At 64.1% G+C, this 20,981-nt stretch carries 22 protein-coding genes and 2 tRNA genes; 8 read left to right on the top strand and 16 right to left on the bottom strand.

The genetic code is table 11. The features are described 5' to 3' along the window. Positions 1–2: 2 nt before the first annotated feature. From ACFQDI_RS04855 to ACFQDI_RS04810, 10 genes are all read right to left on the bottom strand, one after another. Positions 3–455 carry a sugar 3,4-ketoisomerase gene (locus tag ACFQDI_RS04855; RefSeq protein WP_377163986.1) on the bottom strand — a complete coding sequence of 151 codons (453 nt, stop codon included), beginning with the start codon at positions 453–455 and terminating at the stop codon, positions 3–5. Then, positions 452–1,411 (bottom strand): glycosyltransferase family 2 protein, encoded by a 960-nt coding sequence (locus ACFQDI_RS04850; protein ID WP_377163984.1) that lies wholly within the window; start codon positions 1,409–1,411, stop codon positions 452–454. Before ACFQDI_RS04850 ends, ACFQDI_RS04855 begins: the two co-directional genes overlap by 4 nt. Next, complete coding sequence (locus tag ACFQDI_RS04845; RefSeq protein ID WP_377163982.1) at positions 1,398–2,180, bottom strand: class I SAM-dependent methyltransferase; 783 nt, start codon at positions 2,178–2,180, stop codon at positions 1,398–1,400. Before ACFQDI_RS04845 ends, ACFQDI_RS04850 begins: the two co-directional genes overlap by 14 nt. Continuing rightward, positions 2,167–3,297 carry a DegT/DnrJ/EryC1/StrS family aminotransferase gene (locus ACFQDI_RS04840; protein ID WP_377163980.1) on the bottom strand — a complete coding sequence of 377 codons (1,131 nt, stop codon included), beginning with the start codon at positions 3,295–3,297 and terminating at the stop codon, positions 2,167–2,169. The genes ACFQDI_RS04845 and ACFQDI_RS04840 overlap by 14 nt, the downstream gene beginning before the upstream one ends. Positions 3,298–3,377: 80 nt before the next feature. After that, entirely contained in the window at positions 3,378–4,682 is a 1,305-nt protein-coding gene (locus ACFQDI_RS04835; RefSeq protein ID WP_377163978.1) for a DUF58 domain-containing protein, read from the bottom strand. A 5-nt stretch (positions 4,683–4,687) separates the two neighbouring features. Next, positions 4,688–5,719, bottom strand: coding sequence for an AAA family ATPase (locus ACFQDI_RS04830; protein ID WP_377163976.1), 1,032 nt, complete (start codon positions 5,717–5,719; stop codon positions 4,688–4,690). Between the two features lie 26 nt (positions 5,720–5,745). Continuing rightward, entirely contained in the window at positions 5,746–6,945 is a 1,200-nt protein-coding gene (locus tag ACFQDI_RS04825; protein WP_377164140.1) for a DUF4350 domain-containing protein, read from the bottom strand. A 17-nt stretch (positions 6,946–6,962) separates the two neighbouring features. Further along, positions 6,963–8,411 (bottom strand): DUF4129 domain-containing protein, encoded by a 1,449-nt coding sequence (locus ACFQDI_RS04820; protein ID WP_377163974.1) that lies wholly within the window; start codon positions 8,409–8,411, stop codon positions 6,963–6,965. Further along, complete coding sequence (locus tag ACFQDI_RS04815; RefSeq protein WP_377163972.1) at positions 8,401–9,372, bottom strand: stage II sporulation protein M; 972 nt, start codon at positions 9,370–9,372, stop codon at positions 8,401–8,403. The genes ACFQDI_RS04820 and ACFQDI_RS04815 overlap by 11 nt, the downstream gene beginning before the upstream one ends. Continuing rightward, the gene (locus tag ACFQDI_RS04810) at positions 9,369–10,136 is read right to left on the bottom strand and encodes an RDD family protein (protein WP_377163970.1); all 768 of its coding nucleotides are present in this window, start codon (positions 10,134–10,136) and stop codon (positions 9,369–9,371) included. Before ACFQDI_RS04810 ends, ACFQDI_RS04815 begins: the two co-directional genes overlap by 4 nt. A gap of 101 nt (positions 10,137–10,237) precedes the next feature. On the opposite strand from ACFQDI_RS04810, the gene ACFQDI_RS04805 reads away from it, so the two are divergent. Beyond that, positions 10,238–10,807, top strand: a complete 570-nt coding sequence (locus ACFQDI_RS04805) for a DUF5362 family protein (RefSeq protein WP_377163968.1) — start codon at positions 10,238–10,240, stop codon at positions 10,805–10,807. Between the two features lie 4 nt (positions 10,808–10,811). On the opposite strand, the gene hemW is transcribed toward ACFQDI_RS04805, so the two are convergent. Then, positions 10,812–11,900 (bottom strand): radical SAM family heme chaperone HemW, encoded by a 1,089-nt coding sequence (gene hemW / locus ACFQDI_RS04800; protein ID WP_377163966.1) that lies wholly within the window; start codon positions 11,898–11,900, stop codon positions 10,812–10,814. A gap of 70 nt (positions 11,901–11,970) precedes the next feature. On the opposite strand from hemW, the gene ACFQDI_RS04795 reads away from it, so the two are divergent. Then, complete coding sequence (locus ACFQDI_RS04795) at positions 11,971–12,948, top strand: phytoene/squalene synthase family protein (RefSeq protein ID WP_377163964.1); 978 nt, start codon at positions 11,971–11,973, stop codon at positions 12,946–12,948. A 137-nt stretch (positions 12,949–13,085) separates the two neighbouring features. After that, positions 13,086–13,161: transfer RNA gene (locus tag ACFQDI_RS04790), tRNA-Ala, on the top strand. 112 nt (positions 13,162–13,273) lie between these two features. Here ACFQDI_RS04790 and ACFQDI_RS04785 read toward each other — a convergent pair. The 3 genes from ACFQDI_RS04785 to trmD form a co-directional block, all read right to left on the bottom strand. Then, a complete protein-coding gene (locus ACFQDI_RS04785; RefSeq protein ID WP_377163962.1) occupies positions 13,274–13,450 on the bottom strand; it encodes a hypothetical protein in 177 nt (58 codons plus the stop codon). 147 nt (positions 13,451–13,597) lie between these two features. Further along, positions 13,598–13,688 (bottom strand) — tRNA-Ser (locus tag ACFQDI_RS04780). Positions 13,689–13,768: 80 nt separating this feature from the next. Next, the gene (trmD, locus tag ACFQDI_RS04775) at positions 13,769–14,500 is read right to left on the bottom strand and encodes a tRNA (guanosine(37)-N1)-methyltransferase TrmD (protein WP_377163960.1); all 732 of its coding nucleotides are present in this window, start codon (positions 14,498–14,500) and stop codon (positions 13,769–13,771) included. A gap of 74 nt (positions 14,501–14,574) precedes the next feature. Here trmD and sucC point away from each other — a divergent pair, with 74 nt between their 5' ends. The 5 genes from sucC (at position 14,575) to ACFQDI_RS04750 (ending at position 19,329) form a co-directional block, all read left to right on the top strand. Then, positions 14,575–15,759 carry an ADP-forming succinate--CoA ligase subunit beta gene (sucC, locus tag ACFQDI_RS04770; protein WP_377163958.1) on the top strand — a complete coding sequence of 395 codons (1,185 nt, stop codon included), beginning with the start codon at positions 14,575–14,577 and terminating at the stop codon, positions 15,757–15,759. 100 nt (positions 15,760–15,859) lie between these two features. Beyond that, positions 15,860–16,327, top strand: a complete 468-nt coding sequence (locus tag ACFQDI_RS04765) for a pentapeptide repeat-containing protein (protein ID WP_377163956.1) — start codon at positions 15,860–15,862, stop codon at positions 16,325–16,327. Between the two features lie 333 nt (positions 16,328–16,660). After that, the gene (locus ACFQDI_RS04760) at positions 16,661–17,590 is read left to right on the top strand and encodes an amidohydrolase family protein (protein WP_377163954.1); all 930 of its coding nucleotides are present in this window, start codon (positions 16,661–16,663) and stop codon (positions 17,588–17,590) included. Between the two features lie 210 nt (positions 17,591–17,800). Then, positions 17,801–18,343 carry a PAS domain-containing protein gene (locus ACFQDI_RS04755; RefSeq protein WP_377163952.1) on the top strand — a complete coding sequence of 181 codons (543 nt, stop codon included), beginning with the start codon at positions 17,801–17,803 and terminating at the stop codon, positions 18,341–18,343. A gap of 47 nt (positions 18,344–18,390) precedes the next feature. Continuing rightward, positions 18,391–19,329 carry a nitrilase-related carbon-nitrogen hydrolase gene (locus ACFQDI_RS04750; RefSeq protein ID WP_377163950.1) on the top strand — a complete coding sequence of 313 codons (939 nt, stop codon included), beginning with the start codon at positions 18,391–18,393 and terminating at the stop codon, positions 19,327–19,329. Between the two features lie 24 nt (positions 19,330–19,353). On the opposite strand, the gene ACFQDI_RS04745 is transcribed toward ACFQDI_RS04750, so the two are convergent. Both ACFQDI_RS04745 and ACFQDI_RS04740 read right to left on the bottom strand, forming a co-directional pair. Then, positions 19,354–20,532 carry a pyridoxal phosphate-dependent aminotransferase gene (locus ACFQDI_RS04745; protein ID WP_377163948.1) on the bottom strand — a complete coding sequence of 393 codons (1,179 nt, stop codon included), beginning with the start codon at positions 20,530–20,532 and terminating at the stop codon, positions 19,354–19,356. A 21-nt stretch (positions 20,533–20,553) separates the two neighbouring features. Then, positions 20,554–20,979 (bottom strand): Lrp/AsnC family transcriptional regulator, encoded by a 426-nt coding sequence (locus ACFQDI_RS04740; RefSeq protein WP_377163946.1) that lies wholly within the window; start codon positions 20,977–20,979, stop codon positions 20,554–20,556. Positions 20,980–20,981: the final 2 nt, after the last annotated feature.

The following is a 20,981-nucleotide window of genomic DNA, read 5'->3' as shown; positions in this document are numbered from 1 at the left end:
GTTCATGTCCTCTTCTTCCATCCTTTCACCATAGCCGTGAACTCGCTGTAATCACGTATGTAATCCTCCGCCTCGTATGGCCGCGAGGCCAGCACCATCAGCACCGAGTCCGCCGAGTGCAGGTGCTCCTGCGCCCACACCATCGGCGGCACCAGCACCCCGAAAGTCGGGCGGTTCAGGCAGAACTCCTCGCTGTTTTCACCATCGTCCACCCGCAGGTGGCACTCCCCGTGCACGCACACGAGGAACTGCTCGCACAGCCGGTGCGCATGCTCCCCGCGCGTGCTCTCGGACGGGATGTCATAGGTCAGGAAAATCCGCTGCGCCGCAAAGGGCAGCTCCTGGCTGAGCTCCAGCGCCGTCAGGTTTCCCCTCACCGGGTCCACCACATGGCGCATCTCATACAGGCGCACCCCGCGCACAGAGCAGGTCTCAATGGTCGTCTCCTGGATCATGCAGCAGTTCCTTTCATGTGTATCGTCTTCATGCGCACCAGAGCCTGCGGCTTGCCGGAAACCGTCAGAAACGCACGCCCCACATACTCGCCGATCAGCCCCAGCATCAGCAGCTGCGCACCGCTGAAGACAGCCAGCGCCCCCATCAGCGAGCCCCAGCCCAGCTGCCGCCGCCCCACAAACAGGGTTTCCAGCACCACCTCCGCCAGGATCAGCGCCCCCAGCACACACAGCAGCCCACCCAGCACACTGGCGATCCGCAGCGGCATCACGCTAAAGTCAAACAGCAGGCTCATTCCCAGCCGCACCAGCTTGCGCAGCGTGTACCCGCTCCGCCCCTCCGCCCTCTCCACATGCTCCACCTCCAGCGTGGAGATCCGGTTCGTGGCCCCGAGGATCAGCCCGTCCACATACGGGTATGGTCCGCGATACGTCACGATGCGCTCAATCAGCTCACGCCGCAGCGCACGAAAGCTGGAGAGGTACAAATCCTGCGGCTTCCCGAGCAGGAAGGTCGCGCAGCAGTTCGCCGCCTTGCTGCCCAGGTTGCGCGCCCAGTGGTGCTTCTTTTCCGCATAGCGTGAATAAACCACCTCCGCATCCGACCCGCGCAGGTGGCGCAGCAGCTTCACCGCCTCCGCCGGGGGATTTTGCAGGTCGTCATCCAGGTTCACCACAAACGCCCCCCGCGCATGCCTGTAGCCCTCCAGCACGGCCGCATGCTCGCCAAAATTGCGCGCCAGCTCCACCACCGTCACAGGCACGGGAAAATCAGCCACCGCATGCCGCGCCGCAGCCGCCGAGCCATCCCTGCTGCCATCATCCACCAGCACCAGCTCCCAGCTTTCCGGCAGCGACAGCGCACGGAAGGCGCCCAGCAGCCGGGCCAGCCCCTCCCCGGTGTTGTACAGCGGCACCACAAAGCTCAGCTCAGGCGCAGTCTCAGTAGCTTCCATGCCGCAGCCCTCCGGTGGGTGGTTTCCTGCGCCGCGCCACGGCAAAGACCGACGAGCCAAACGGCGGGCGCAGCTCCCGGCACAGCCCCGCCTCCAGCCTGCCCGCACCGGCCAGCAGCGCATTCATCCATGCAGGCGTCAGCCGCAGGTCAGACTCCCCGCTGCCCGTCACCAGCACCGCCTTCACCCGGCTCAGCCTCCGCCACAGCAGCAGCGGCAGAAACAGCCACGCATTCCAGTAGTGCAGCGTCTCCACCTCAAAGCCGGAATCCTCCAGCAGAGACCTCACCTGCGCCTCCGCATAGCGCCGAGCGCCACCCACCGCCACATCATGGGAGCCGCGCAGGCCCTCAAACGCCGGCAGGTTCAGCACCAGCAGCCCCCCCGGGCGCAGCACACGGCCCATTTCCAGCAGCGCACGCCGCTCGCTCACCTCCTCATGGTACAGCACATCCAGGCTCAGCACCGCGTCAAACGCCTCGGCCTCATACGGCAGCGCCTCCACAGAGGCCAGCTGTACCATGCCCAGGCCGCGCTGCTGGCAGTGCCTCACCGCCTGCCGCGCCGCATCCACCCCCGCTCCGCACAGGCCGCAGATCTGCTCCTGCAAAAACGCCAGCATCCCACCCGTGCCGCAGCCCGCATCCAGCAGCCGCCCGTTCGGCGGCAGCCGCCCGGCCAGCGCATGCTGCACCTGGCTGCGCAGCACCGCATACCACCAATGGCGGTCCTCCGCCTCACGCATCAGGTCGTATTCAGGAGCTCTCATGTTCAAATCTTTTCAGGGCTTCGATCACCTCCTCCACCGCCTCCTCGGACACATACGGGTGCATCGGCAGCGTCAGCACCGCCGCCGCCGCGCGGTCACACTCCAGCAGCAGCTCATTCTCACCGCCGAAAGCCCCCTGCCGGTGCAGCGGCACCGGGTACAGCGCCGCCACCGGTATCCCCGCACGCAGCAGGTGCTGCATCAGCGCATCCCGCCGCGCACAGCGCACCACATACTGGTGGTAGGCATGCTCGCACCCGCCTCGCACCATCGGGGCCTCCACCGTGCGGCTGCCCACCAGCCGGGCATCATACGTCGCCGCCAGTCTGCGCCTTTGCAGCACGCTCTCGTTCAGCGCCCCCAGCTTCACCCGCAGCACCGCCGCCTGCAGCTCATCCAGCCGGCTGTTCACCCCCGCATGCACGCTCACATGGCGCTCCTTCCACCCATACTGGCGCAGCTCACGCACCCACTCCGCCAGCTCCGCATCCTTCGTCACCACCGCACCCGCGTCCCCCAGCGCCGCCAGGTTCTTCGTCGGGTAAAAGCTAAACGCCGCCGCACGCCCCAGCGTCCCTGCAGGCTGCCCATGCCACAGCGCCCCGTGCGCCTGCGCACAGTCCTCCAGCAGCTCGATGCCATGCTCATTCGCCACGCGCTGCAGATTTGCCCAGTCCGCCGGGTGCCCGTACAGGTGCACCACCACCGCCGCCCTCACGCCCCGTCCCCGGAAAGAGCGCAGCAGCTCGTCCAGCGCCTCCGGACACAGCGTGAACGTCCCCGGCTCAATATCGACAAACTCCGGCACCGCCCCGCTGCGCATCACCCCCGCCGCCACCGCAGACGGTGCAAAGGACGGCACCGCCACCTTGCTCCCCGCCCCGATCCCCAGCCCCCGCAGCATCAGCTCGATCGCGTCCGTACCATTGGCCACCCCCACTGCCTGCCCGCCTCCGAGATACGCCGCAAATTCCGCCTCAAACGCCGTCACCTCCGCTCCCAGGATGTAGCTCCCGCTCGCGCTCACCCGATCCATCGCCTGCCTCAGCGCCGTCTCATGCCGACGCTGATCCGCCTGCGGATACAGCAAAGACCAGTGGTTGGAGGGACCGAGCATTCATCACCTTGAGCCATGACAAATTTGTCGCAAATAACGCTACGCGTAGCGAAATTCGCCACTTCACCTAAAGCCCAGGTTTACAGCAGCCCGCCCGCCTTCACATCCAGGTACTTGTTTGCCAGCGCCACCGGCAGCATCTGTGCAGACTCATCCACCGTCAGCACCCGCCGCGACCTCAGCGACTCCAGCAGCTGCCGCCGCTCCCCAAAGTAATGCGTCAGAGCCCCATACTGCAGCGCATCATGCAGCTGGTCGATCGGTGCCGCCGCACGCTGCTCCAGCTCCTGCTCCCGTAGTGTCGCCGTCAGCACCAGGTGGCGCTTCTGCATCGCCCCCACCGCCGTCGCCAGCGTCGCCCCGTCCTCGCTGCGCAGATTCGTCAGCATGATCACCAGCGCACGCCGCCGCTGCAGCGTCATCACCCGCTCCGCCGCCTCGATGAAGTCGCTCGGCTCACTGCTCGCCTCATAGTTGTACAGGTGGTTCAGCAGCTTCGGCATGCTGTGCGCCCCCTTCACCGGCGGCAGCCAGCGCTGCACCCCGCCAAAGCCCGCCACCCCCACCTCATCCCCCTGCCTCAGCGCGATGAAGGCGATCAGCAGCATCGCATTCAGGCAGTGGTCAAACTGGCTCAGCCCCCCGTCCAGCGCACGCATCCGCCGCCCGCAGTCCGGCACCAGCAGGATCGTCTGGTTCCGCGTCTCCTCATAGTCACGGCTCACCAGCGTGGAGCGGCGCGACGTCGCCTTCCAGTCGATCCGTGAAAGCACATCCCCGTCCTGGTAGTCGCGCAGCTGGTGGAAATCCAGCGAGCCCCCCATCCGGCGCCGTTTCACGATCCCCATCTGCTCCACACGGTTCGCCATCGCCAGCAGCGCAAAGCGCACCACCGGCTCGTAGTTCGGGTACGCCCGCGTCGCACTCTCTCCCGCGATGAAATGCAGCCGCCGCCACAGCCCCAGCGCCGAATGCACCAGCACATGCGCCGGCGTAAACGCATGCTCACCGCGCCGCACAAACCGCGCCTCATACGAGATCGCCGCATACTCCCCTCGCGGGATGCTCACCGCATGTGGCAGCCCCTCCGCCTCCGCCGCTGTGGGGATGCCGTCAAACACCTCCAGCCTAAGCGTGCGCCGCACCGAGTGCGTCACCGTCAGCGTCACCTCAGCCCCCACCCCCAGCGCAAACCGTCCTGGCAGCGCGCGCTTCCCCGTGATGCGCCCCCGCCGCGGCAGCGTGCACGCGTCTGCCACCGCCGCCAGCAGCAGCCCCCCGCCCCACACCTGCCACAGCAGTGCCCCACGCTCCCACACAGACGCCACCACCCCCAGGACGAGCCAGGAGTGCAGCAGCTTCAGCAGCAGGGAGGTCGGGCGCATGCGGTTCAGACGCGGGGGGCTTCGATGGTCTTGAGCAGCGAGTTCAGCATGTCGTCCACACTCTGGCCGCTGATCGCGATTTCCGGCGCCAGCTGCACCCGGTGCCTCAGCACCGGCAGCACCGCACGCTTCACATCTCCCGGCGTGATGTAGCCCCGCCCCTCCAGCAGCGCATACGACTTCGCCACCCTCACCAGGCTGATCGCCCCACGCGTCCCCGCCCCCAGGGAGATCGCGCTGTGCTGCCGCGTCGCGCGCACGATTTTCACCGCATAGTCCACCACCTGCTCCACCGCCTGCACCGCAGCCGCCTCCTCCTGCGCGGCCAGGATGTCCTGCGGCGTGCACACCTGCGGCACGTCCGAAGTCGAAAGCCCCCCGCCAGACGCGCGCGAAGACACCGCCTTCACCACCCACGTCTCATTCGCCACATCCGGGTAGTCGATCAGCACCTTCAGCAAAAAGCGGTCCAGCTGCGCCTCCGGCAGCGGGTACGTCCCCTCCTGCTCGATGGGGTTCTGCGTCGCAAACGTCATGAAAGGCGGAGCCAGCGCATGGCTCTCCCCGTCGATCGTCACCTGCGTCTCCTGCATCACCTCCAGCAGCGCAGACTGCGTCTTCGCCGGCGCGCGGTTGATCTCGTCCGCCAGCAGCAGATTCGCAAACACCGGCCCCCGCCGCACCCGGAAGGTGCCGCTGGCCATGTCAAACAGCGTATGTCCGCACACATCGGAAGGCATCAGGTCCGGCGTGAACTGGATGCGCCGGAAGCTTCCCCCAAACGTGTGGGAAAGCGCCAGCACCAGATGCGTCTTGCCCAGGCCCGGCTTCCCCTCCAGCAGCACATGCCCCCCTGCCAGCAGCGCCGCCAGCACCTGCTGCAGCACCTCCTCCTGCCCCACAAACACCTGGCCCACCGCCGCATGGATCTTCTGAAAAATCTCCGTGCTCCTCGGCGCAGGCTGCGACGCCAAACCACCCGGCGGCGGCGGCACGTAAAGACTCGAAACATCAGGTTCTGGAAGGATCGGATTCATGGAGTGGTAGGTGATGATTTTTTTGTTTAAAGCGCCCGGCGGATGGCCTGAAGGTCGCGCATGAGATTCACAAACTGGTGCACGCTCCCCGGCGGCGTCATGTCAAACACCGCCGCCACCCTCTGCACAGGCAGCCCGCTGCGGCGCGCCAGCTCCCCGGCCAGCACATCATTCATCTGCCGGCTCCCGTCATCCAGATGCCGCAGCCGCTCACGCACACGCTCCCACACCGCATCCCGTGCGGCGTTCACCAGCAGAGCCCCGCGCCGCATGCGCCAGAAGAACTCCCCCAGAGCGCCGATGTGGCTGGCAAAATGGCGCGTCGAGTCCAGCTCCACCTCCGCCAGCGGCCCAAAGCGCGGCATCTGCTGCCACAGCCAGAAGCCCAGGCAGACCGCCAGCGCCACCACCGCCATCCACCCCCGCTGCCACAGCAGCCCGAAAAAGCTGCCCGTGCTCGTGGAGACAAAAAGCACCTCCTTCGCCCTGTGCTCCCCCACCAGCGCAGAGAGCCAGTTCGCGTGGTCACGCTGCCCTATCCAGTGGTTGCGGAAGGGCCGCGCATGCGCCAGCAGCGTCACCCACCCCGTCCCATGGCGCAGGTGCAGCGCCAGGGACACCTCCCTCGGCCCGGCGGAAAACTCCCCCCGCAGCAGGCTGCGCTGCAGGTTCAGGCTCTGCCGCCCGCCCAGGCTCGCATGGTAGCTCCTGCCATTCCATGAGATCTTCTGGTCAGACTCCAGCAGCGTCTCGTCCTTGCGGGCGCTTTTGCCCTCCGTCATGTCCCTGAGCTCCTCCTCCGGAAAGCGCCTTTGCACCCCCACCCCCAGCTGCTCCAGCACCGGGTCTTTGCGCTCCTCCCGCAGCAGGGCGGAAAGGTACGCCCCAAACTGCGTTTCAAAATCATTGTACGGCCTCGTGCCGTCCAGGAAATACACCAGGTGCCCGCCGCTGAAACTCCAGCGCAGCAGCTGCTTCGCACGCCCCTCGGCCAGCCCGCCCTCCCCGGAAATGAAGATCACCGCATCATGCGGCGGCAGCTTCCCCAGAGACTTCGCCGTACGCGCGTTGTGGCCCAGCGCGTCCAGCAGCCGCTCCGCCGCGAGAAACGGGTTCACCCGCGCCTGCCCCTTGTAGCCGGTGGTGATCTCCACCTCCTTCCAGCGCCCGCCCCCGCCGTCCTTGCAGCCGCACAGCAGCAGCACGCAGGCCAGCACACTCAGCATCTGGATCACGCCACCCCTCATGACTCACCTCCCCGCTCCGCAAACGGCCACGTGTCGCACAGCCGCGCCATCTCCTCGTCAGACACCGGCAGCACCGCATACGCCGCCTGGACCCATGCCCCCGTCAGCTGGCGGAAGTAATCCGCCTCCGCCTTCTCCCCCGCGCGCATCACCTGCACCACACAGTCCTCCTCCGTGTCACTGTCCGCGATCGGCAACCTCCGGCGGTTCACCAGCCACGAAAGCGCCCCCCGGTACAGCAGGCTCAGCGCCACCTTGCAGTCTCCCCCGGCCCAGGCCGCACGCGCCGCCGCCACGATGTCCTCCGGCAGGCTCTCCCGCGTGATGTTCATCCCCATCAGCACCTTCGGCGCCTGCACCGCCGCCTTGCCGGTGCCACGGGAGGTAAAAAGGTCGCGGTTCCTCACCAGGTAGAGGATCAGCCACAGCGCCAGCCCGACCAGCGGCGCCCAAAACAGCAGCAGCATCTTCGTCGAGGCAAAGTCCACACTCCCCCCCTTGGTCTTCTCACGCCAGGCCGCACGCTCCTTCTCTTTCTCCCCCTTCTCCCACTCCCAGCTCGTGCGCTTGTGGATCTCAAACACCGGGTCCGCCAGCACCTCCCTCACCGCCGTCTCGGCGTCCGCCGCCCGTCCCCCAGCCGGGCTGCCAAACAGCGCCAGCACGGCCAGCACCACCGCCGCAGCACCGGCCGTCAGCCGCGTCGCCAGCCGCCGGAATGCCAGCTCCACATCCCAGCCCTCGATGCGCGTGCGGCAGTTCAGGTACAGGGCAAACCCCGCCCCCACATAAAACGGCTCCACCAGCGTGACGATCACCATATGGCACACCGCACCCCACCACAAAAAGGCGTTCGGGATCGTGCTCTCAAAATCCATGGACTGCACCAGCCCGTCCCAGTCCAGCTGCGCACTCTCCGGCAGCAGGCCGTACGTCCCCCACATCAGCCCGAGCCAGGCCACGAGCTCGATGTTTGAAAACGCCAGCGTCGTCGACACCCCGGAGCTTCCCCCATCCATCGCGAGAATCTTGATGCGCCTCTTCACAGCCGAGCCGCGCAGCCCCTCCAGCATCTGCGCAGGCAGCGCAAAGCTGCGGATGAACGACAGCCGCCGCCACAGCAGCGCCGGCAGCAAATTCATCAGCCACAACCTCGGCCACTGCCGCAACGTTTCGAAAAATCCCGGCCTCACCCCAAAGGCAGCACGGCTCAGAAAGAACAGCGGCACCCGGTCATAGAGCGGCTTCAGCCACCACACCGCCAGCGGGATCACCGCCGGCGTCTCACGCAGCAGCACGCACACGCCCGCCCACAGCGGCAGCACCGTGCACGCCCACAGCACCAGGATCCTGCCAAAGTCCCTACGCACCATCGCGCAGCCCAGGTCCACCGCCTCCCAGGGTCGGCGCGGCCTCAGCGTGAAAGTGATGTCCTCAAGCCTCATCCGCGCGCCTCCTTCCGCCCAGCAGCAAAAACAGCGCCACCAGCACCCAGCACACCCCGCCCACCGTGAACTTGATCACCGGCGGCAGATCCAGCGGCGACCAAAATCCCTCCAGCACCGCCGCCAGGCTCGTCAGCAGCGTCGCACCCGCCAGCAGCGGCAGCGCCTTCCGTCCCGCCAGCACCAGCGCCGTGCGCCTCTCCATCCGCCCCGGCCGCAGCACCGACCACCCCACCCGCATCCCAGCCATCGCAGAGATCACGATCCCCGTGAACTCCGGCGCCCCGTGCGCAATCACCCACGTGTAAAGCGTCAGCGGATTCCCCGTGTAGTGCACATACCCCGTGGCAGCGCCAAAATAGACCGAGTTGAAAATCAACACAAACAGCGACCCCACCCCGCCCAGGATGCCTCCCGCAAACGTCCGGAAATCAATCCCCACATTGTTCAGGATGTAGCCGCAAAACGCCTCAAAGCCCGAGCCAAAGCTCTCACGCACATAGTCAGACGGACTGCTCGACTCCCCATACATGCTCTCGATCTGCATCATCCCATCCGGCCCCAGAAAGGACATCGCCCACTCAGGGTGCGCAGGCGTGATGACCGCGATCAGCGCCGCAGGCAGATAAAACAGCGCCGTGCACCACCAGAACAGCCGACACTCCGCACGCACCGCCTGCGGAAACTCCACCACCACCAGCCGTACAAACGACTCCCACCCACCTGCGCTGTGCCGCTCCAGCACCCGATAGCTGCGGATCGCCAGCGCATTCAGCCTCTGCGTCAGGCGCTGCGGGCTCATCCGGTGCTGCGCCACGCTCAGGTCATGGCACACCTGCCGGAAGGTCGCAGGCAGCTCATCCACCGCAGCCGTGGGCTGCGACTTCGCCGCCTCCTCCAGCAGCCGCTCCAGCTTCTGCCACCGCGGCTCGATCTGCTTCTCAAACTGGGCCGGAGTCATGTGCGCGTCATCGCCGCCCCCTTCAGCACAGGTGCCTTCGCTCCACGCTCCTCCGGGGCCTGCAGCCACAGCGCCATGCCGCACAGCCGCCGCAGTCCCTCCGCCCCTTCCGCCTCCGTCAGCGGCTGCACCAGCCCCGCCAGCTCCAGCCGCCGCTCATTCGCCCACAGCGGCGCACGCTCCAGAAACTGCAGCAGCGCCGCCTGCTCCTCCCGCGTCAGCACCCGGGATGGCGCACGCCTCTCCACACGCATCTCAGGCTGCGCATCCCCCAGGCTCGGCGCCTCCGCATACGTCACCACCGTGTTCGCCACCAGGTCCCCCAGCCTTTGAAACCGCCGCGTAAACAGCATGCACACGATCCCCGTCAGGTACAGCCCCGGCATGAAGTCCACCACCCGCAGAAAATTCCGCATCACCGCCTGCGCCATCGTCACCGGCCCGCCCGTCACGCTCATCACCCGCAGCTTCTTCGCACGCTGCCCAGGCGTCGCACCCTTCGCGCCCGCCTCGAAAAACACGTTGTAAAACCACTCCATGAAAAACGCGAACAGCATCACCAGCCCCTGCGTCATCTCCCTGCCGATCAGGTCTGGCAGCAGCCAGTACGCCCCCAACGCCACCCCGCAGTCAATCACCAGCCGTATGCACAGGTCGATCACATACGCCATGCTCCGCACCGCCAGTCCGGCCACACGCAGCTGGATCTCCACGCCGTCCGCGAGTTCGACTGTTTGCAAGGTGTCCGCGCGTGCCACTGCCATCGTCAGCCAATCAAGCGGTTCCGTTTGGTTTTGACAACCCGCGAATTATTTTCGTAGGATTTGTAATAGCTGGGTTCCGCATCATCAATCATTCTCCCACCATGGAATCTCCCCTTTCCAATCCTTACACAGCCCCCGTCTCAAACCTTTTTGGCTCCGCCACCCCAGGCTACGCAGAGGCCGTCTCCCCCAGCACCATCGCCCAGCTCGCCGGCACCAGGCCCTGGGTGCGCCTCATGTCCGTCATCTTCTGGCTCGCAGGCCTCGTCCTCGTGTTCTTCAGCTGCATGTACGCATTGCTGGCAGCCTCCGGCACCCTCGCCAGCGCTGAATTTGCCAAGAATCCGGTCATCGCATCCAACCCCGCCTTCGCAGACAATCCCGCCGTCTTCAGCGGCATCCTCATCGGCACCTCCATCTATCTCGGAGTCTTTGCCTTCCTCACTATCTACCCCGCCCTGAAACTCTGGAAATATGCCAGCGCCATCGGCAGGCTCATGGCCTCCCACTCCATCGCAGACCTCGACGCCGCCCTCACCGAGCAGCGCCGCTACTGGAAGTTTCACGGCATCATGACCATCGTCTCCATCTGCCTCGTCCTCATCGGCATCGTCGCCGTCTTCGCCATCGCCTTCACCGCCCTCCAGTCAGGCATCAAGCTCCCGCACTGATCTCTCACCCCATCAGCGCCACCGCGATCGGGTCCACCAGCGGCTTGCCCGCCCGCGTCAGTCTCACGTGACCCCCGTCATAGCTCAGCAGCCCCTGCTCACGCAGCGTCTCCAGCATCTTGCGTGACTCCGCATGGATCAGCTCCAGCGGCAGCCCGCGTGCCGTGCGCAGCTCCAGGCCAAAGCGCTCCGTCCGCCGCTGCTCCGCCGTCAGCTCCTCCACCTCCACCGCCGTCTCTTCTCCCGCCAGCGTCAGCGCCATGTACCGCGGTGTGTCCTTCACATTGTTCCAGCGCCGCGCGCCCACCGTCGAAAACGCTCCGGGCCCGATCCCCAGGTAATCCTCCCCCAGCCAGTACGCCTCATTGTGCACAGAGCGGTGCCCAGGCTTCGCGTAGTTGGAGATCTCGTAGTGCTCAAAACCGCCCGCCTCCAGCATGTCGATCGCCACATTGAAAAACTCCGCATCCCGCCCCTCGTCCTCCCGGTACTCACCCGCCTTCAGCCGCCGGAAAAAATCCGTGTCTTCCTCATAGTTCAGATTGTACGCCGAGATGTGGTCCGGCTGCAGAGAGATCGTGTGCTCCAGCGTCTGCCTCCACGTCTCCACACGCTGCCCCGGGATGGAAAACATCAGGTCCAGGTTCAGGCTCGGAAACCCCGCCGCCTTCAGCACCCGCCACGTCTCCTCCGCGTCCGCACGCGCATGGTCGCGCCCCAAAGTTTTGAGCGTCTCATCATCCCACGCCTGGATCCCCAGGCTCACCCGCGTCACCCCCATCTCACGCATCATCACCGCCTTCGAAGCCGTCACCGTGCGCGGATTCGCCTCCATCGTAAATTCCAGCACCCCGCCCATGTCCACCCGCTCCCGCAGCCCCCGCAGCAGCCGCTCCAGATGCACATCGCTCAGCATCGTCGGCGTACCGCCGCCAAAAAAAATCGTCTCCGGCCGCAGCGGCTGCTTTTCCGCCTCCTTCAGCAGCGCGTCCACAAACGCCGTCATGTCCGTCCCCCCCGGCGTGTGCTTGTGAAAGCTGCAGTACGGGCAGATGCGGTGGCAGAAAGGAATGTGGACGTAGAGATGCTTCACAGGCTTGGGATCAGATGATGGCAGAGAATGCTTGCTCCAGCATCCAGCATCCAGCATCTAGAATCCAGACATGTCAGACGAAACTCACCACGAACGCGAACTCGGCGGCCAGCTCCTCGCCTCCGTCTCCCGTTCCTTCTACCTCACCCTCAAAGCTCTCCCCAAAGAGCTCCGCGAGCCCATCTCCCTCGCTTACCTCCTCGCCCGCACGGCAGACACCATCGCAGACACCGCCCTCGTCAGCACCACCGTCCGCCTCGACTGCCTCCAGAGCTACCGCTCCCTCGTCCGTGGCTCCGGTGATGTCCAAAGCCTCGCCGCCACCCTCATCTCCCAGTTCTGCACCCAGCAGAGCGACGACGCCGAGCGCCGCCTCATGGAAAAATTCGCCGACGGCATCGCCTGGCTCCGCACCATGCGGCCCACACCCCTCGCCGCCATCCAAAACGTCCTCGAGCACATCATCGACGGCCAGATGCTCGACATCCGCCGCTTTCCCGCAGACGGCCGCCTCCGCAGCCTCGCCACCCCTGCGGAGCTCGATGAATACACCTGGCTCGTCGCCGGCTGCGTCGGCGAATTTTGGACCCAGCTCTGCGCCACCGAGCTCCCCGGCGCGCTCGACCCCGCCATCGCCACCGCCCAGATGCAGGACTGGGGCGCCCGCATGGGCAAAGGCCTCCAGCTCATCAACATCCTTCGCGACATCGGCGAAGACACCCGAGACGGCCGCTGCTACCTCCCCTGCCAGCCCGGCGAAATCCAGACCGAGTGGAGCCTCTGGCTGCAAACCTGCACCGAGCACCTCGAGTGCGGCCTCCGCTACGTCCAGCACGTCAACCACACCAAGCTCCGCTACGCCACCGCCCTCCCCCTCCTCCTCGGCATTCAGACCGTCGCCAAAATGCGCACCACCCCGTGGGACAGGATTCTGCAAGGCGTCAAAATCTCCCGCCTCGACGTCGCCAGCATCCTCGCCCAGGCCGCCATCGCCTGCCGCAGCCCCGCCGCCCTGGAAAGACTCTACCGCAAGCTCGCCCAGGCCTGAAGCCCCCTCACTTTCCACACCTCCGCAAATAAGCTTGCCGGACCGCCGGTTCCTCGCATATTTAATTCCGTTCGGTGGAAGGCGACCACGGCGGCAGACGCCACACGTCACACTCCATCCGCAGCACATCCCACGTTGGGGCTATAGCTCAGTTGGTAGAGCGTCTCGTTCGCAATGAGAAGGTCAGGGGTTCGAATCCCCTTAGCTCCACCAGGAGCAAAAGCGCACCCAGGGCCGGAGTTCGCCCTGTAAAACAGCAAAAACCCTGGTACCGCGGCTCTTTGGCCACGTCCATTTTCCAGCCAGGTTTTCAGGGCCGCAGCCCTTACTTCTTCTTCGCAGGCTTCGCCTTGGGGCTGCTCTCCGCGAGCTGGTCGTTCTCCACCTGCCGGGCCACGGCACGTTCGACGTAGTTCGCAAAACTACGGCCATCGAGTGCCGCATACTTCTTCGCCAGCTTGGCGATCCGTGGGTCAATCGTGATACTGGTATTGATCTTCATAAGGTGGCAGAGTGTGGTATTTTGACGCACCATGCAACAGAGATTTGCATGCCTGTTCATACGCACAGCGTCAAAAACGGCCTTTTTTTGTGCCTTCTCCCCCTCGAAAAGCACCGCATTTGTGGCGGCGGGAGTGACTGACAAAACTGGCGGTGAGGGAGGGATTCGAACCCTCGGTAGCTGTTAAGGCTACGCATCTTTAGCAAAGATGTGCTTTCGACCACTCAGCCACCTCACCAATAGTTGTCCCGCAGCCAGACGGCCAGCGGAGTGCTTATTTAGCGTGCAGCCCGGCGTATCGTCAAACGAAATGTCACTCTAGCTCGCATCTCCTTCAATTAAATCAGGCCGGTTCGCCCGCGTGCGCTCCAGCGCCTGCTGCTCTCTCCATGCCGCGATCTTCGCGTGGTTCCCGCTCAGCAGCATCTCCGGCACCTTCAGGCCCCGGTACTCCGCCGGCTTGGTGTATTGCGGCGCCTCCAGCAGCCCGCTCGCTCCAAAGCTCTCCTCCACCGCGCTCATCTCATCCCCCAGCACCCCGGGCAGCAGCCTCACGATCGCGTCCATCACCACCACCGCAGCGATGGCCCCGTTCGTCAGCACGTAGTCCCCCAGGCTGATCTCCTCATCCACCCAGTGCTCAATGATCCGGTGATCAATTCCCTCGTAGTGCCCCGAAAGAAAAATCAAATGCGGCTCCGCCGCCAGACGCCGCGCCGTCGCCTGGTCAAACCTCTTCCCCGCAGGAGACATGTAAACAATGCGCGCCTCCGGCGTGTCGATCTTGTCCAGCGTCTCAAACACCGGCTCAGGCCGGATCACCATCCCCTGCCCCCCGCCGTACGGTGTGTCATCCACATGCCGGTGCTTTCCCAGCCCCTGCTCACGCAGATCATGCACGCGCAGGTCCAGAATGCCCTTTTCCTGCGCACGCCCCATCATGCTCAGGCCCATCGGCACAGAGACCAGCTCCGGGAACAGCGTCACCACATCTATTTGCATCTCCGCGCTATGCCGCAGCCTTCCCCGCGGGGCAAGCCCGGCATTCATTCTCACCTTCACCGGGAATGCGCCTTGACGCTTCGGGCCTCACTTCTACTATCGGGCTCCCCCATTTTTTCTCCATGAACATCCACGAGTACCAAGCCAAGCAGCTGTTCGACAAATTCGGCGTCGCCAGTCCCAAAGGAATCGTCGCCAGCACGGCGGCAGAAGCAGGAGCCGCAGCACGCGAAATCGGCCAGGCAGGCCTCGTGGTCAAAGCCCAGGTCCACGCCGGTGGCCGTGGCAAAGGCACCTTCAAAAACGGCTTCAAAGGCGGCGTCCACCTTGTGAACACCCCTGAGGAGGCGGAAGACATCGCCGGCAAGATGCTCGGCCAGACCCTCGTCACCCACCAGACCGGCCCCGAAGGCAAGCTCGTCAGCAAAGTCCTCGTCGCCAAGTCCGTGGACATCACCAAGGAATACTACTTCGCCATCCTCTTTGACCGCGGCACCAGCAGCCACGCCATCATCGCCTCCACCGAAGGCGGCATGAACATCGAGGAAGTCGCGGAAAAGACCCCCGAAAAGATCACCAAGGAGTTCATCCACCCCACCATCGGCCTTCAGGGCTACCAGTGCCGCAAGATCGCCGCCTCCCTCGGCCTGCGCGGCCCCTTGATGAACCAGGCCGTCAAGCTCTTCACCTCCCTGTGGAATCTCTACCTCAAGAGCGACTGCTCACTCGTCGAGATCAACCCCCTCGCCATCACCACCGACAACCAGGTCGTCGCCCTCGACGCCAAGTTCAACTTCGACGACAACGCCCTCTACCGCCAGAAGGACGTCACCGCCATGCGTGACACCACTGAGGAAGACCCACGCGAAGTCGCCGCCAGCGAATTCGGCCTCAACTACATCGGTCTCGACGGCAACATCGCCTGCCTCGTCAACGGCGCCGGCCTTGCCATGTCCACCATGGACATCATCAAGTTCCACGGCGGCGAACCTGCCAACTTCCTCGACGTCGGCGGCGGCGCCACCAAGGAGCAGGTCACCGCAGCCTTCAAGATCATCCTCGGAGACCCCAACGTGAAGGGCATCCTCGTCAACATCTTTGGCGGCATCATGGACTGCAACATCATCGCCACCGGCATCATCGCCGCGGCTCAGGAAGTCTCGCTGAACATCCCCCTCGTCGTCCGCCTCGAAGGCAACAACGTCGAGGCCGGCAAGGCCACCCTCGCCTCCAGCGGCCTCAAGATCACCAGCGCAGACGGCCTCACCGACGCCGCGCAGAAGATCGTCGCCGCCGTCAACGGCTGATCCCGCAGCGCTCCAGCCCGTAGGGGATTACAAAAATCCCCTCAACAAGTATGAAAACCCGATTTACGGCCCCGTAAATCGGGTTCTCTTTTATGCCTCTATGGCCAGCATCACCACCGAAGAACTCCTCGCTCACACCCAATGGCTCGAAAGCGGCGGCAAAGCCGGCCGTAAGATCGATGAAACCGGCATGAACCTCGCCGGAGCCGCGCTCAACGATCTCAACCTCGCCAAAGGCCAGTTCGTCGGCACCACCTTCACCAAGGCCAACCTCGCGGGCACCAATCTCTCCGGCGCCGACTTCAGCGGGGCCAACCTCGACAGCGCCAATCTGAGCGGCGCAGACCTCAGCGGGGCCGACCTCGGCGGCGTCTCCCTCCGTCATGCCAATCTCAGCCACGCCAACGTCCGTGGCGCCGACCTCTCCGGAGCCAACCTCGAAGGCGCAAATCTGACCAGCGCAGACTTCACCAACGCCGACCTCATCGCCGCCAATCTCAACGGCACCGTCCAGACCGGCATGATCCACACCGGCGCCATCCTCGCCGACACCCAGGGGCTGAAGTGACCGTCCCCCAAGAATCCTGACAGGATGGGGATCATCCAGATCCCCCGGAGGATAGCCGTCCCGGCTGTCCATGCGAGACAGGCTTCCAGCCTGTCCTGCCCTCCACAACTCTCCCACCTCGGTAGTGCGCGCACTTGCCGAGGCTCTGGCACCTCAAAAATCAAAAATCGATTGCTCGACAATCGTCAATCCTCCGGCTCAGGCTTCCCTGCTCATGCTTGATTGACGATTGATTGAACAAGGAGCGCTGTTTTTCGAAGCACCGGCCTTCACCTGAACAACAAGCCCCACCCACAGCGAGCAAAATCTCCCTGTCCGCAGCGTACTGGGCCCATGCCCACACGCCGCACCTTCCTCTCCACCAGCCTCGCCGCAGTCACCTCACGCGCCCTGGCCCAGACGCAGACCGCCCCGGAGCCCGTCATCGACATCCATCAGCACATGAACTACCACCGGCGCGCGGACGAGCATCTGCTCGCGCACCAGCAGGCCATGGGCGTCACCACCTCCATCATCCTGCCCGCAGGCACCTACCTGGACCGCCCCTCCACCCACAACGGCAAGTCCAACGGCCTCGCCGCCCAATGTGCCACCACGCAGGCCGCGTATGATTTCGCCAAAGCCCACCCCGGCGCCTACATCTGGGCCGCCAATGAAGTCACCGACCTCGACACTGCCCCCGCCGAAATCGAAAAATGGCTCAAGCAGGGTGCCTGCATGATCGGCGAGCAGAAGTTCATGGTGCAGTGCGACTCCCCCGAAAGCCAGAAACTCTACGCTCTCGCCGCCGCCTACAACGTGCCCATCCTCCTGCACTTCCAGCATCAGACCTACAACCTCGGCTACGACCGCTTCCACACCATGCTGGAGAAGTTTCCCAAGACCAACTTCATCGGCCACGCCCAGGCCTTCTGGGGCAACATCGACAAAAACCACGATCAGAAGGTCAACTACCCCAAGGGCAAGATCACACCCGGCGGCATCACCGACCGTTACCTCGCCGACTACCCCAACATGTTTGCAGACATGTCCGCCGGCAGCGGCCTCCTCGCCCTCACCCGCGACGAAGAGCACACCACCAAATTCTTTGACCGCCATCAGGACAAGATCCTCTACGGCAGCGACTGCGCCGACCACCTCGGCCGCGGCCCCGGCTGCCAGGGAGCCCAGACCCTCGCCGCCATCCGCAAGCTCGCATCCAGCAAGACCGTCGAGCGCAAGATCCTCTTCGAAAACTCCCGGAAGCTGTTCCGGTTGGCCTAGGAAATACATCTGATCACACCTTCCCGTCTGCGAATCCACACCACCTGCGTTTCGGCACAAGACCATGACTTAAGTCATTGGTTTCCATGGTTTTCAAATCCAGAAAAACTTATTTCGAATGAACCTTTTTAAGGACTCATCTGTCGGTACGAGACAGGTGTTAGCTGAAAAGCTCTCACCTGACCCTCAACATACGCTCCTGTTTACCCAATGACTCCTGACAAATGCCAGAAGGCATTCAGCATCATCAATCAGATCCACGCCTTGATCGCCTACTGGGACGCTGACGAGCGCTGTGTCTTTTCCAACCGTGCTTATCAGACATGGTTCCGCAAAAGCCCCGAACAAATGACCGACATCTCCATGCAGGACCTGCTGGGACCCGTCGTCTATTCTCAAAATCTTCCTCACATACGCGCCGCCCTGCGCGGTGAAAAGCAGGTCTTTGAGCGGCAGCTCACTGACTCTGGAGACATCACCCGGCGCTTTGTCGCCACCTACACGCCAGATGTCGCCGAAGGCACTGTGCGGGGCTTTTCAGTGCATGCCACTGAACTGCCTGCCCAGCCGCACTTCAGTGAATGGCTGCCCATCTGCGCCAGTTGCAAAGACGTCCAGCTCAGCACGGGTCAGTGGCTGCCCGTCGAAGACTATCTTTTCCAGTGCTCGTCCTTCAACTTCACGCATGGTCTCTGCCCCAAATGCCTGCCACGGTACTTCCCAGGCTGCACAGATGGCGGCGCACCCTGCTAACCCTGCCGCTTGCACATTTCAGGTCCCCGGCCTCGTTGCTGACAGCCATGCCAGACACTGCCCCCAGCAAGCCCAATGTCAAAGTCGAAGCCTGGACCTTCGACGTCGGCGATGCCGGAAAAACCATCGACGCCTTTGCCGATGAAGTCATTCACCGCGTCGAAACCTCCTGGGACTCAGGTATCGACATCGTCCTCCTCCCCGAATACCTCTGGGCTGCCCTGGAACCTCTCCTCCCCAACAAGGACGCAGACATGGAGGACATCGCCAAAGTTGTCTGGCAGGACCTCATGCCACGGCTCAGGCAGCGCCTCTCACGCAAAGGAAAGCACGCCATCCTCGGCACCGCCCCTTATCTCGATCCCGACAGCAGGCATCTCTACAATCGCGCCATCATCTTCAGCGACGGCCGCCTCCTCCATCAGGACAAGCTGTTCCTCACCCCATGGGAGCACGAGTTCAGGGCTGGCCGCGAGCTCTACGTCTTCGAGATGTCCGGCCTCCGCGTCGCTATCGTGATCTGCCTCGACATCGAGGTGCCCGAACTCAGCTCACGCCTGCGCGGGCTCAACATCGACCTCCTCCTCGTCCCCAGCGCCACCGAGACCCTCTACGGCAGCGAGCGCGTCACCCGCTGCGCCTCCGCACGCGCCATCGAGCTCGGCTGCGCCGTCCTCGTCTGCCCCCTCGTCGGCAAATGCGACTCCAGCATGGTCAATGTGAACCTTGGCAAGATCGCCCTCTACCTTCCCGCGCTCAAAGCCTTTGAAGCCTATGACCGCACCGAGGACACGCGCCTCGTCCATCAAGGCTGGCACGCCCTCCGCGCCGAAGTGCCCGGTGCCGTCATCCAGGAAGCCCACCGCCGCCGCAAAGAGACCAACCCCTCCCAGCTCAGCGTCAACCTCACCCCCGACGAAGTCCGCATCGACGAAAGCGCCCGCACACCGCCCACGAAAAAAATCACCAGGCGGGAACGCATGTGAACGCATTCCCGCCTGGCGTGAATCTCACTTCTTCCCCCGCACCTCGTTCACAAACTCCTCCATCAAATCCATCGCCTTCGCGATGAGCTCCGGAGCAGTCGCGTAGCAGCAGCGCACAAAGCCCTCGCCCGCACTGGAGAAGGCACTGCCCGGCACCACGGCCACGCTCTTCTTCTCCAGCAGTTGAATGGCGAATTCTTTGCTCGTCAGCCCCGTGCTGCGGATCTCCGGGAACACATAAAACGCCCCGCCCGGATTGAAGCAGTGCAGCCCCATCCCGTTCAGGCGGCTCACGATAAGGTTGCGGCGCTGCTCGTAGCTCTGCCGCATGTCCTCATACGCCGTCTCGCCCATCTTCAGCGCCTCGATGCCCGCCATCTGGCTCATGATTGGAGCACACAGCATGCAGTACTGGTGGATCTTCATCATCGCCTCGCGCAGCGGCGCAGGCGCGCACGCATAGCCCAGGCGCCAGCCGGTCATGGCAAAGGCCTTGCTGAAGCCGTGCAGCAGCACCGTGCGCTCGCGCATGCCTGGAAATTCCACGATGCTTTTGTGCTTCCGGCCGTCATACAGCAGCTCGCTGTAAATCTCGTCCGTAAACACAAACAGATCATGCTTCACCGCCAGCGCGGCGATCTTCGCCAGCTCAGCCTCCGGCATGATGCCGCCCGTCGGATTCGTCGGGAAGTTCAGCGCGATGACCTTCGTCTTCGGCGTGATCGCCTTCTCCACATCCTCCGCCATCAGCGCAAACTCATTCTCCTCGCGCGTCTGCACCACCACCGGCACACCGTAGGCCATCTTGATGCTCGGGCTGTAGGACACGTAGCAGGGCTCATGATAGATCACCTCGTCTCCCGGATTCAGCACCGCACGGAAGGCGATGTCCAGCGCCTCAGACACACCCACTGTCACCAGAATCTCCGTCTTCGGATCATACGTGGTGCGGAAGTGCTTCGTCACGTATTCGCTGATGCCCACGCGCAGCGCTTCCAGTCCCAGATTGGAGGTGTAGCTCGTCTGCCCCTTTTCGAGCGAACGGATCACCGCCTCGCGGATCGGCCACGGCGTCGGTTTGTCCGGCTCGCCCACGCCCAGCGAAATCACATCGCTGCGGCCGATGACCAGCTCAAAGAAATCGCGGATGCCGGAGCGCGGCAGATCGCGAATGATGGTTGAAATCTTGTTGTCGTAATCCATGACCTCAGGTTCCTCATTTAATCATGGACTCACCGGCAGGCGCTCTTCGTCACCACCGGAATTCGCGAGAAACCCGCCCTCTTTGTACGCCTTCAGCTGAAAGCGCGTCGCCGTGGAAAGCACACCACCCAGGGTGCTGAGCTTCTCGGCCACAAAAGTTGCCACGTCGAGCAGGTCCTTGCCCTCCACGATCACGGCCAGGTCATACCCGCCGCTCATCAGGAAGCACTCACGCACCTGGTCAAACTTCGAAATGCGCCGTGCCAGACGGTCAAAGCCGCCATCACGTTCGGGCTGGATGCGCACCTCGATCAAAGCCGTCACACCACGCTGCCCCGCCTTCAGACGGTCCACCACGGCGCTGTAACCCAGGATCGTGCCATCGGCCTCGGCGGCGGCGATCCGTGAAGCGACTTCGGATTCCGTGAGGCCCAAGGCTGCGGCCATCT

It is taken from the genome of Prosthecobacter fluviatilis (assembly GCF_042655725.1).
Lineage (GTDB): Bacteria > Verrucomicrobiota > Verrucomicrobiia > Verrucomicrobiales > Verrucomicrobiaceae > Prosthecobacter > Prosthecobacter fluviatilis.
The sequence above is the reverse complement of the archived record's forward strand: the minus strand, read 5'-3'. Positions and strand labels throughout refer to the sequence as shown.

Excerpts from the sequence above, each read along its gene's own strand:
- ACFQDI_RS04855 (WP_377163986.1), bottom strand. The coding sequence starts at position 455 with ATGATCCAGGAGACGACCATTGAGACCTGCTCTGTGCGCGGGGTGCGC.
- ACFQDI_RS04850 (WP_377163984.1), bottom strand. The coding sequence starts at position 1,411 with ATGGAAGCTACTGAGACTGCGCCTGAGCTGAGCTTTGTGGTGCCGCTG.
- ACFQDI_RS04845 (WP_377163982.1), bottom strand. The coding sequence starts at position 2,180 with ATGAGAGCTCCTGAATACGACCTGATGCGTGAGGCGGAGGACCGCCAT.
- ACFQDI_RS04840 (WP_377163980.1), bottom strand. The coding sequence starts at position 3,297 with ATGCTCGGTCCCTCCAACCACTGGTCTTTGCTGTATCCGCAGGCGGAT.
- ACFQDI_RS04835 (WP_377163978.1), bottom strand. The coding sequence starts at position 4,682 with ATGCGCCCGACCTCCCTGCTGCTGAAGCTGCTGCACTCCTGGCTCGTC.
- ACFQDI_RS04830 (WP_377163976.1), bottom strand. The coding sequence starts at position 5,719 with ATGAATCCGATCCTTCCAGAACCTGATGTTTCGAGTCTTTACGTGCCG.
- ACFQDI_RS04825 (WP_377164140.1), bottom strand. The coding sequence starts at position 6,945 with ATGCTGAGTGTGCTGGCCTGCGTGCTGCTGCTGTGCGGCTGCAAGGAC.
- ACFQDI_RS04820 (WP_377163974.1), bottom strand. The coding sequence starts at position 8,411 with ATGAGGCTTGAGGACATCACTTTCACGCTGAGGCCGCGCCGACCCTGG.
- ACFQDI_RS04815 (WP_377163972.1), bottom strand. The coding sequence starts at position 9,372 with ATGACTCCGGCCCAGTTTGAGAAGCAGATCGAGCCGCGGTGGCAGAAG.
- ACFQDI_RS04810 (WP_377163970.1), bottom strand. The coding sequence starts at position 10,136 with ATGGCAGTGGCACGCGCGGACACCTTGCAAACAGTCGAACTCGCGGAC.
- ACFQDI_RS04805 (WP_377163968.1), top strand. The coding sequence starts at position 10,238 with ATGGAATCTCCCCTTTCCAATCCTTACACAGCCCCCGTCTCAAACCTT.
- ACFQDI_RS04795 (WP_377163964.1), top strand. The coding sequence starts at position 11,971 with ATGTCAGACGAAACTCACCACGAACGCGAACTCGGCGGCCAGCTCCTC.
- ACFQDI_RS04785 (WP_377163962.1), bottom strand. The coding sequence starts at position 13,450 with ATGAAGATCAATACCAGTATCACGATTGACCCACGGATCGCCAAGCTG.
- trmD (WP_377163960.1), bottom strand. The coding sequence starts at position 14,500 with ATGAATGCCGGGCTTGCCCCGCGGGGAAGGCTGCGGCATAGCGCGGAG.
- sucC (WP_377163958.1), top strand. The coding sequence starts at position 14,575 with ATGAACATCCACGAGTACCAAGCCAAGCAGCTGTTCGACAAATTCGGC.
- ACFQDI_RS04765 (WP_377163956.1), top strand. The coding sequence starts at position 15,860 with ATGGCCAGCATCACCACCGAAGAACTCCTCGCTCACACCCAATGGCTC.
- ACFQDI_RS04760 (WP_377163954.1), top strand. The coding sequence starts at position 16,661 with ATGCCCACACGCCGCACCTTCCTCTCCACCAGCCTCGCCGCAGTCACC.
- ACFQDI_RS04755 (WP_377163952.1), top strand. The coding sequence starts at position 17,801 with ATGACTCCTGACAAATGCCAGAAGGCATTCAGCATCATCAATCAGATC.
- ACFQDI_RS04750 (WP_377163950.1), top strand. The coding sequence starts at position 18,391 with ATGCCAGACACTGCCCCCAGCAAGCCCAATGTCAAAGTCGAAGCCTGG.
- ACFQDI_RS04745 (WP_377163948.1), bottom strand. The coding sequence starts at position 20,532 with ATGGATTACGACAACAAGATTTCAACCATCATTCGCGATCTGCCGCGC.
- ACFQDI_RS04740 (WP_377163946.1), bottom strand. The coding sequence starts at position 20,979 with ATGGCCGCAGCCTTGGGCCTCACGGAATCCGAAGTCGCTTCACGGATC.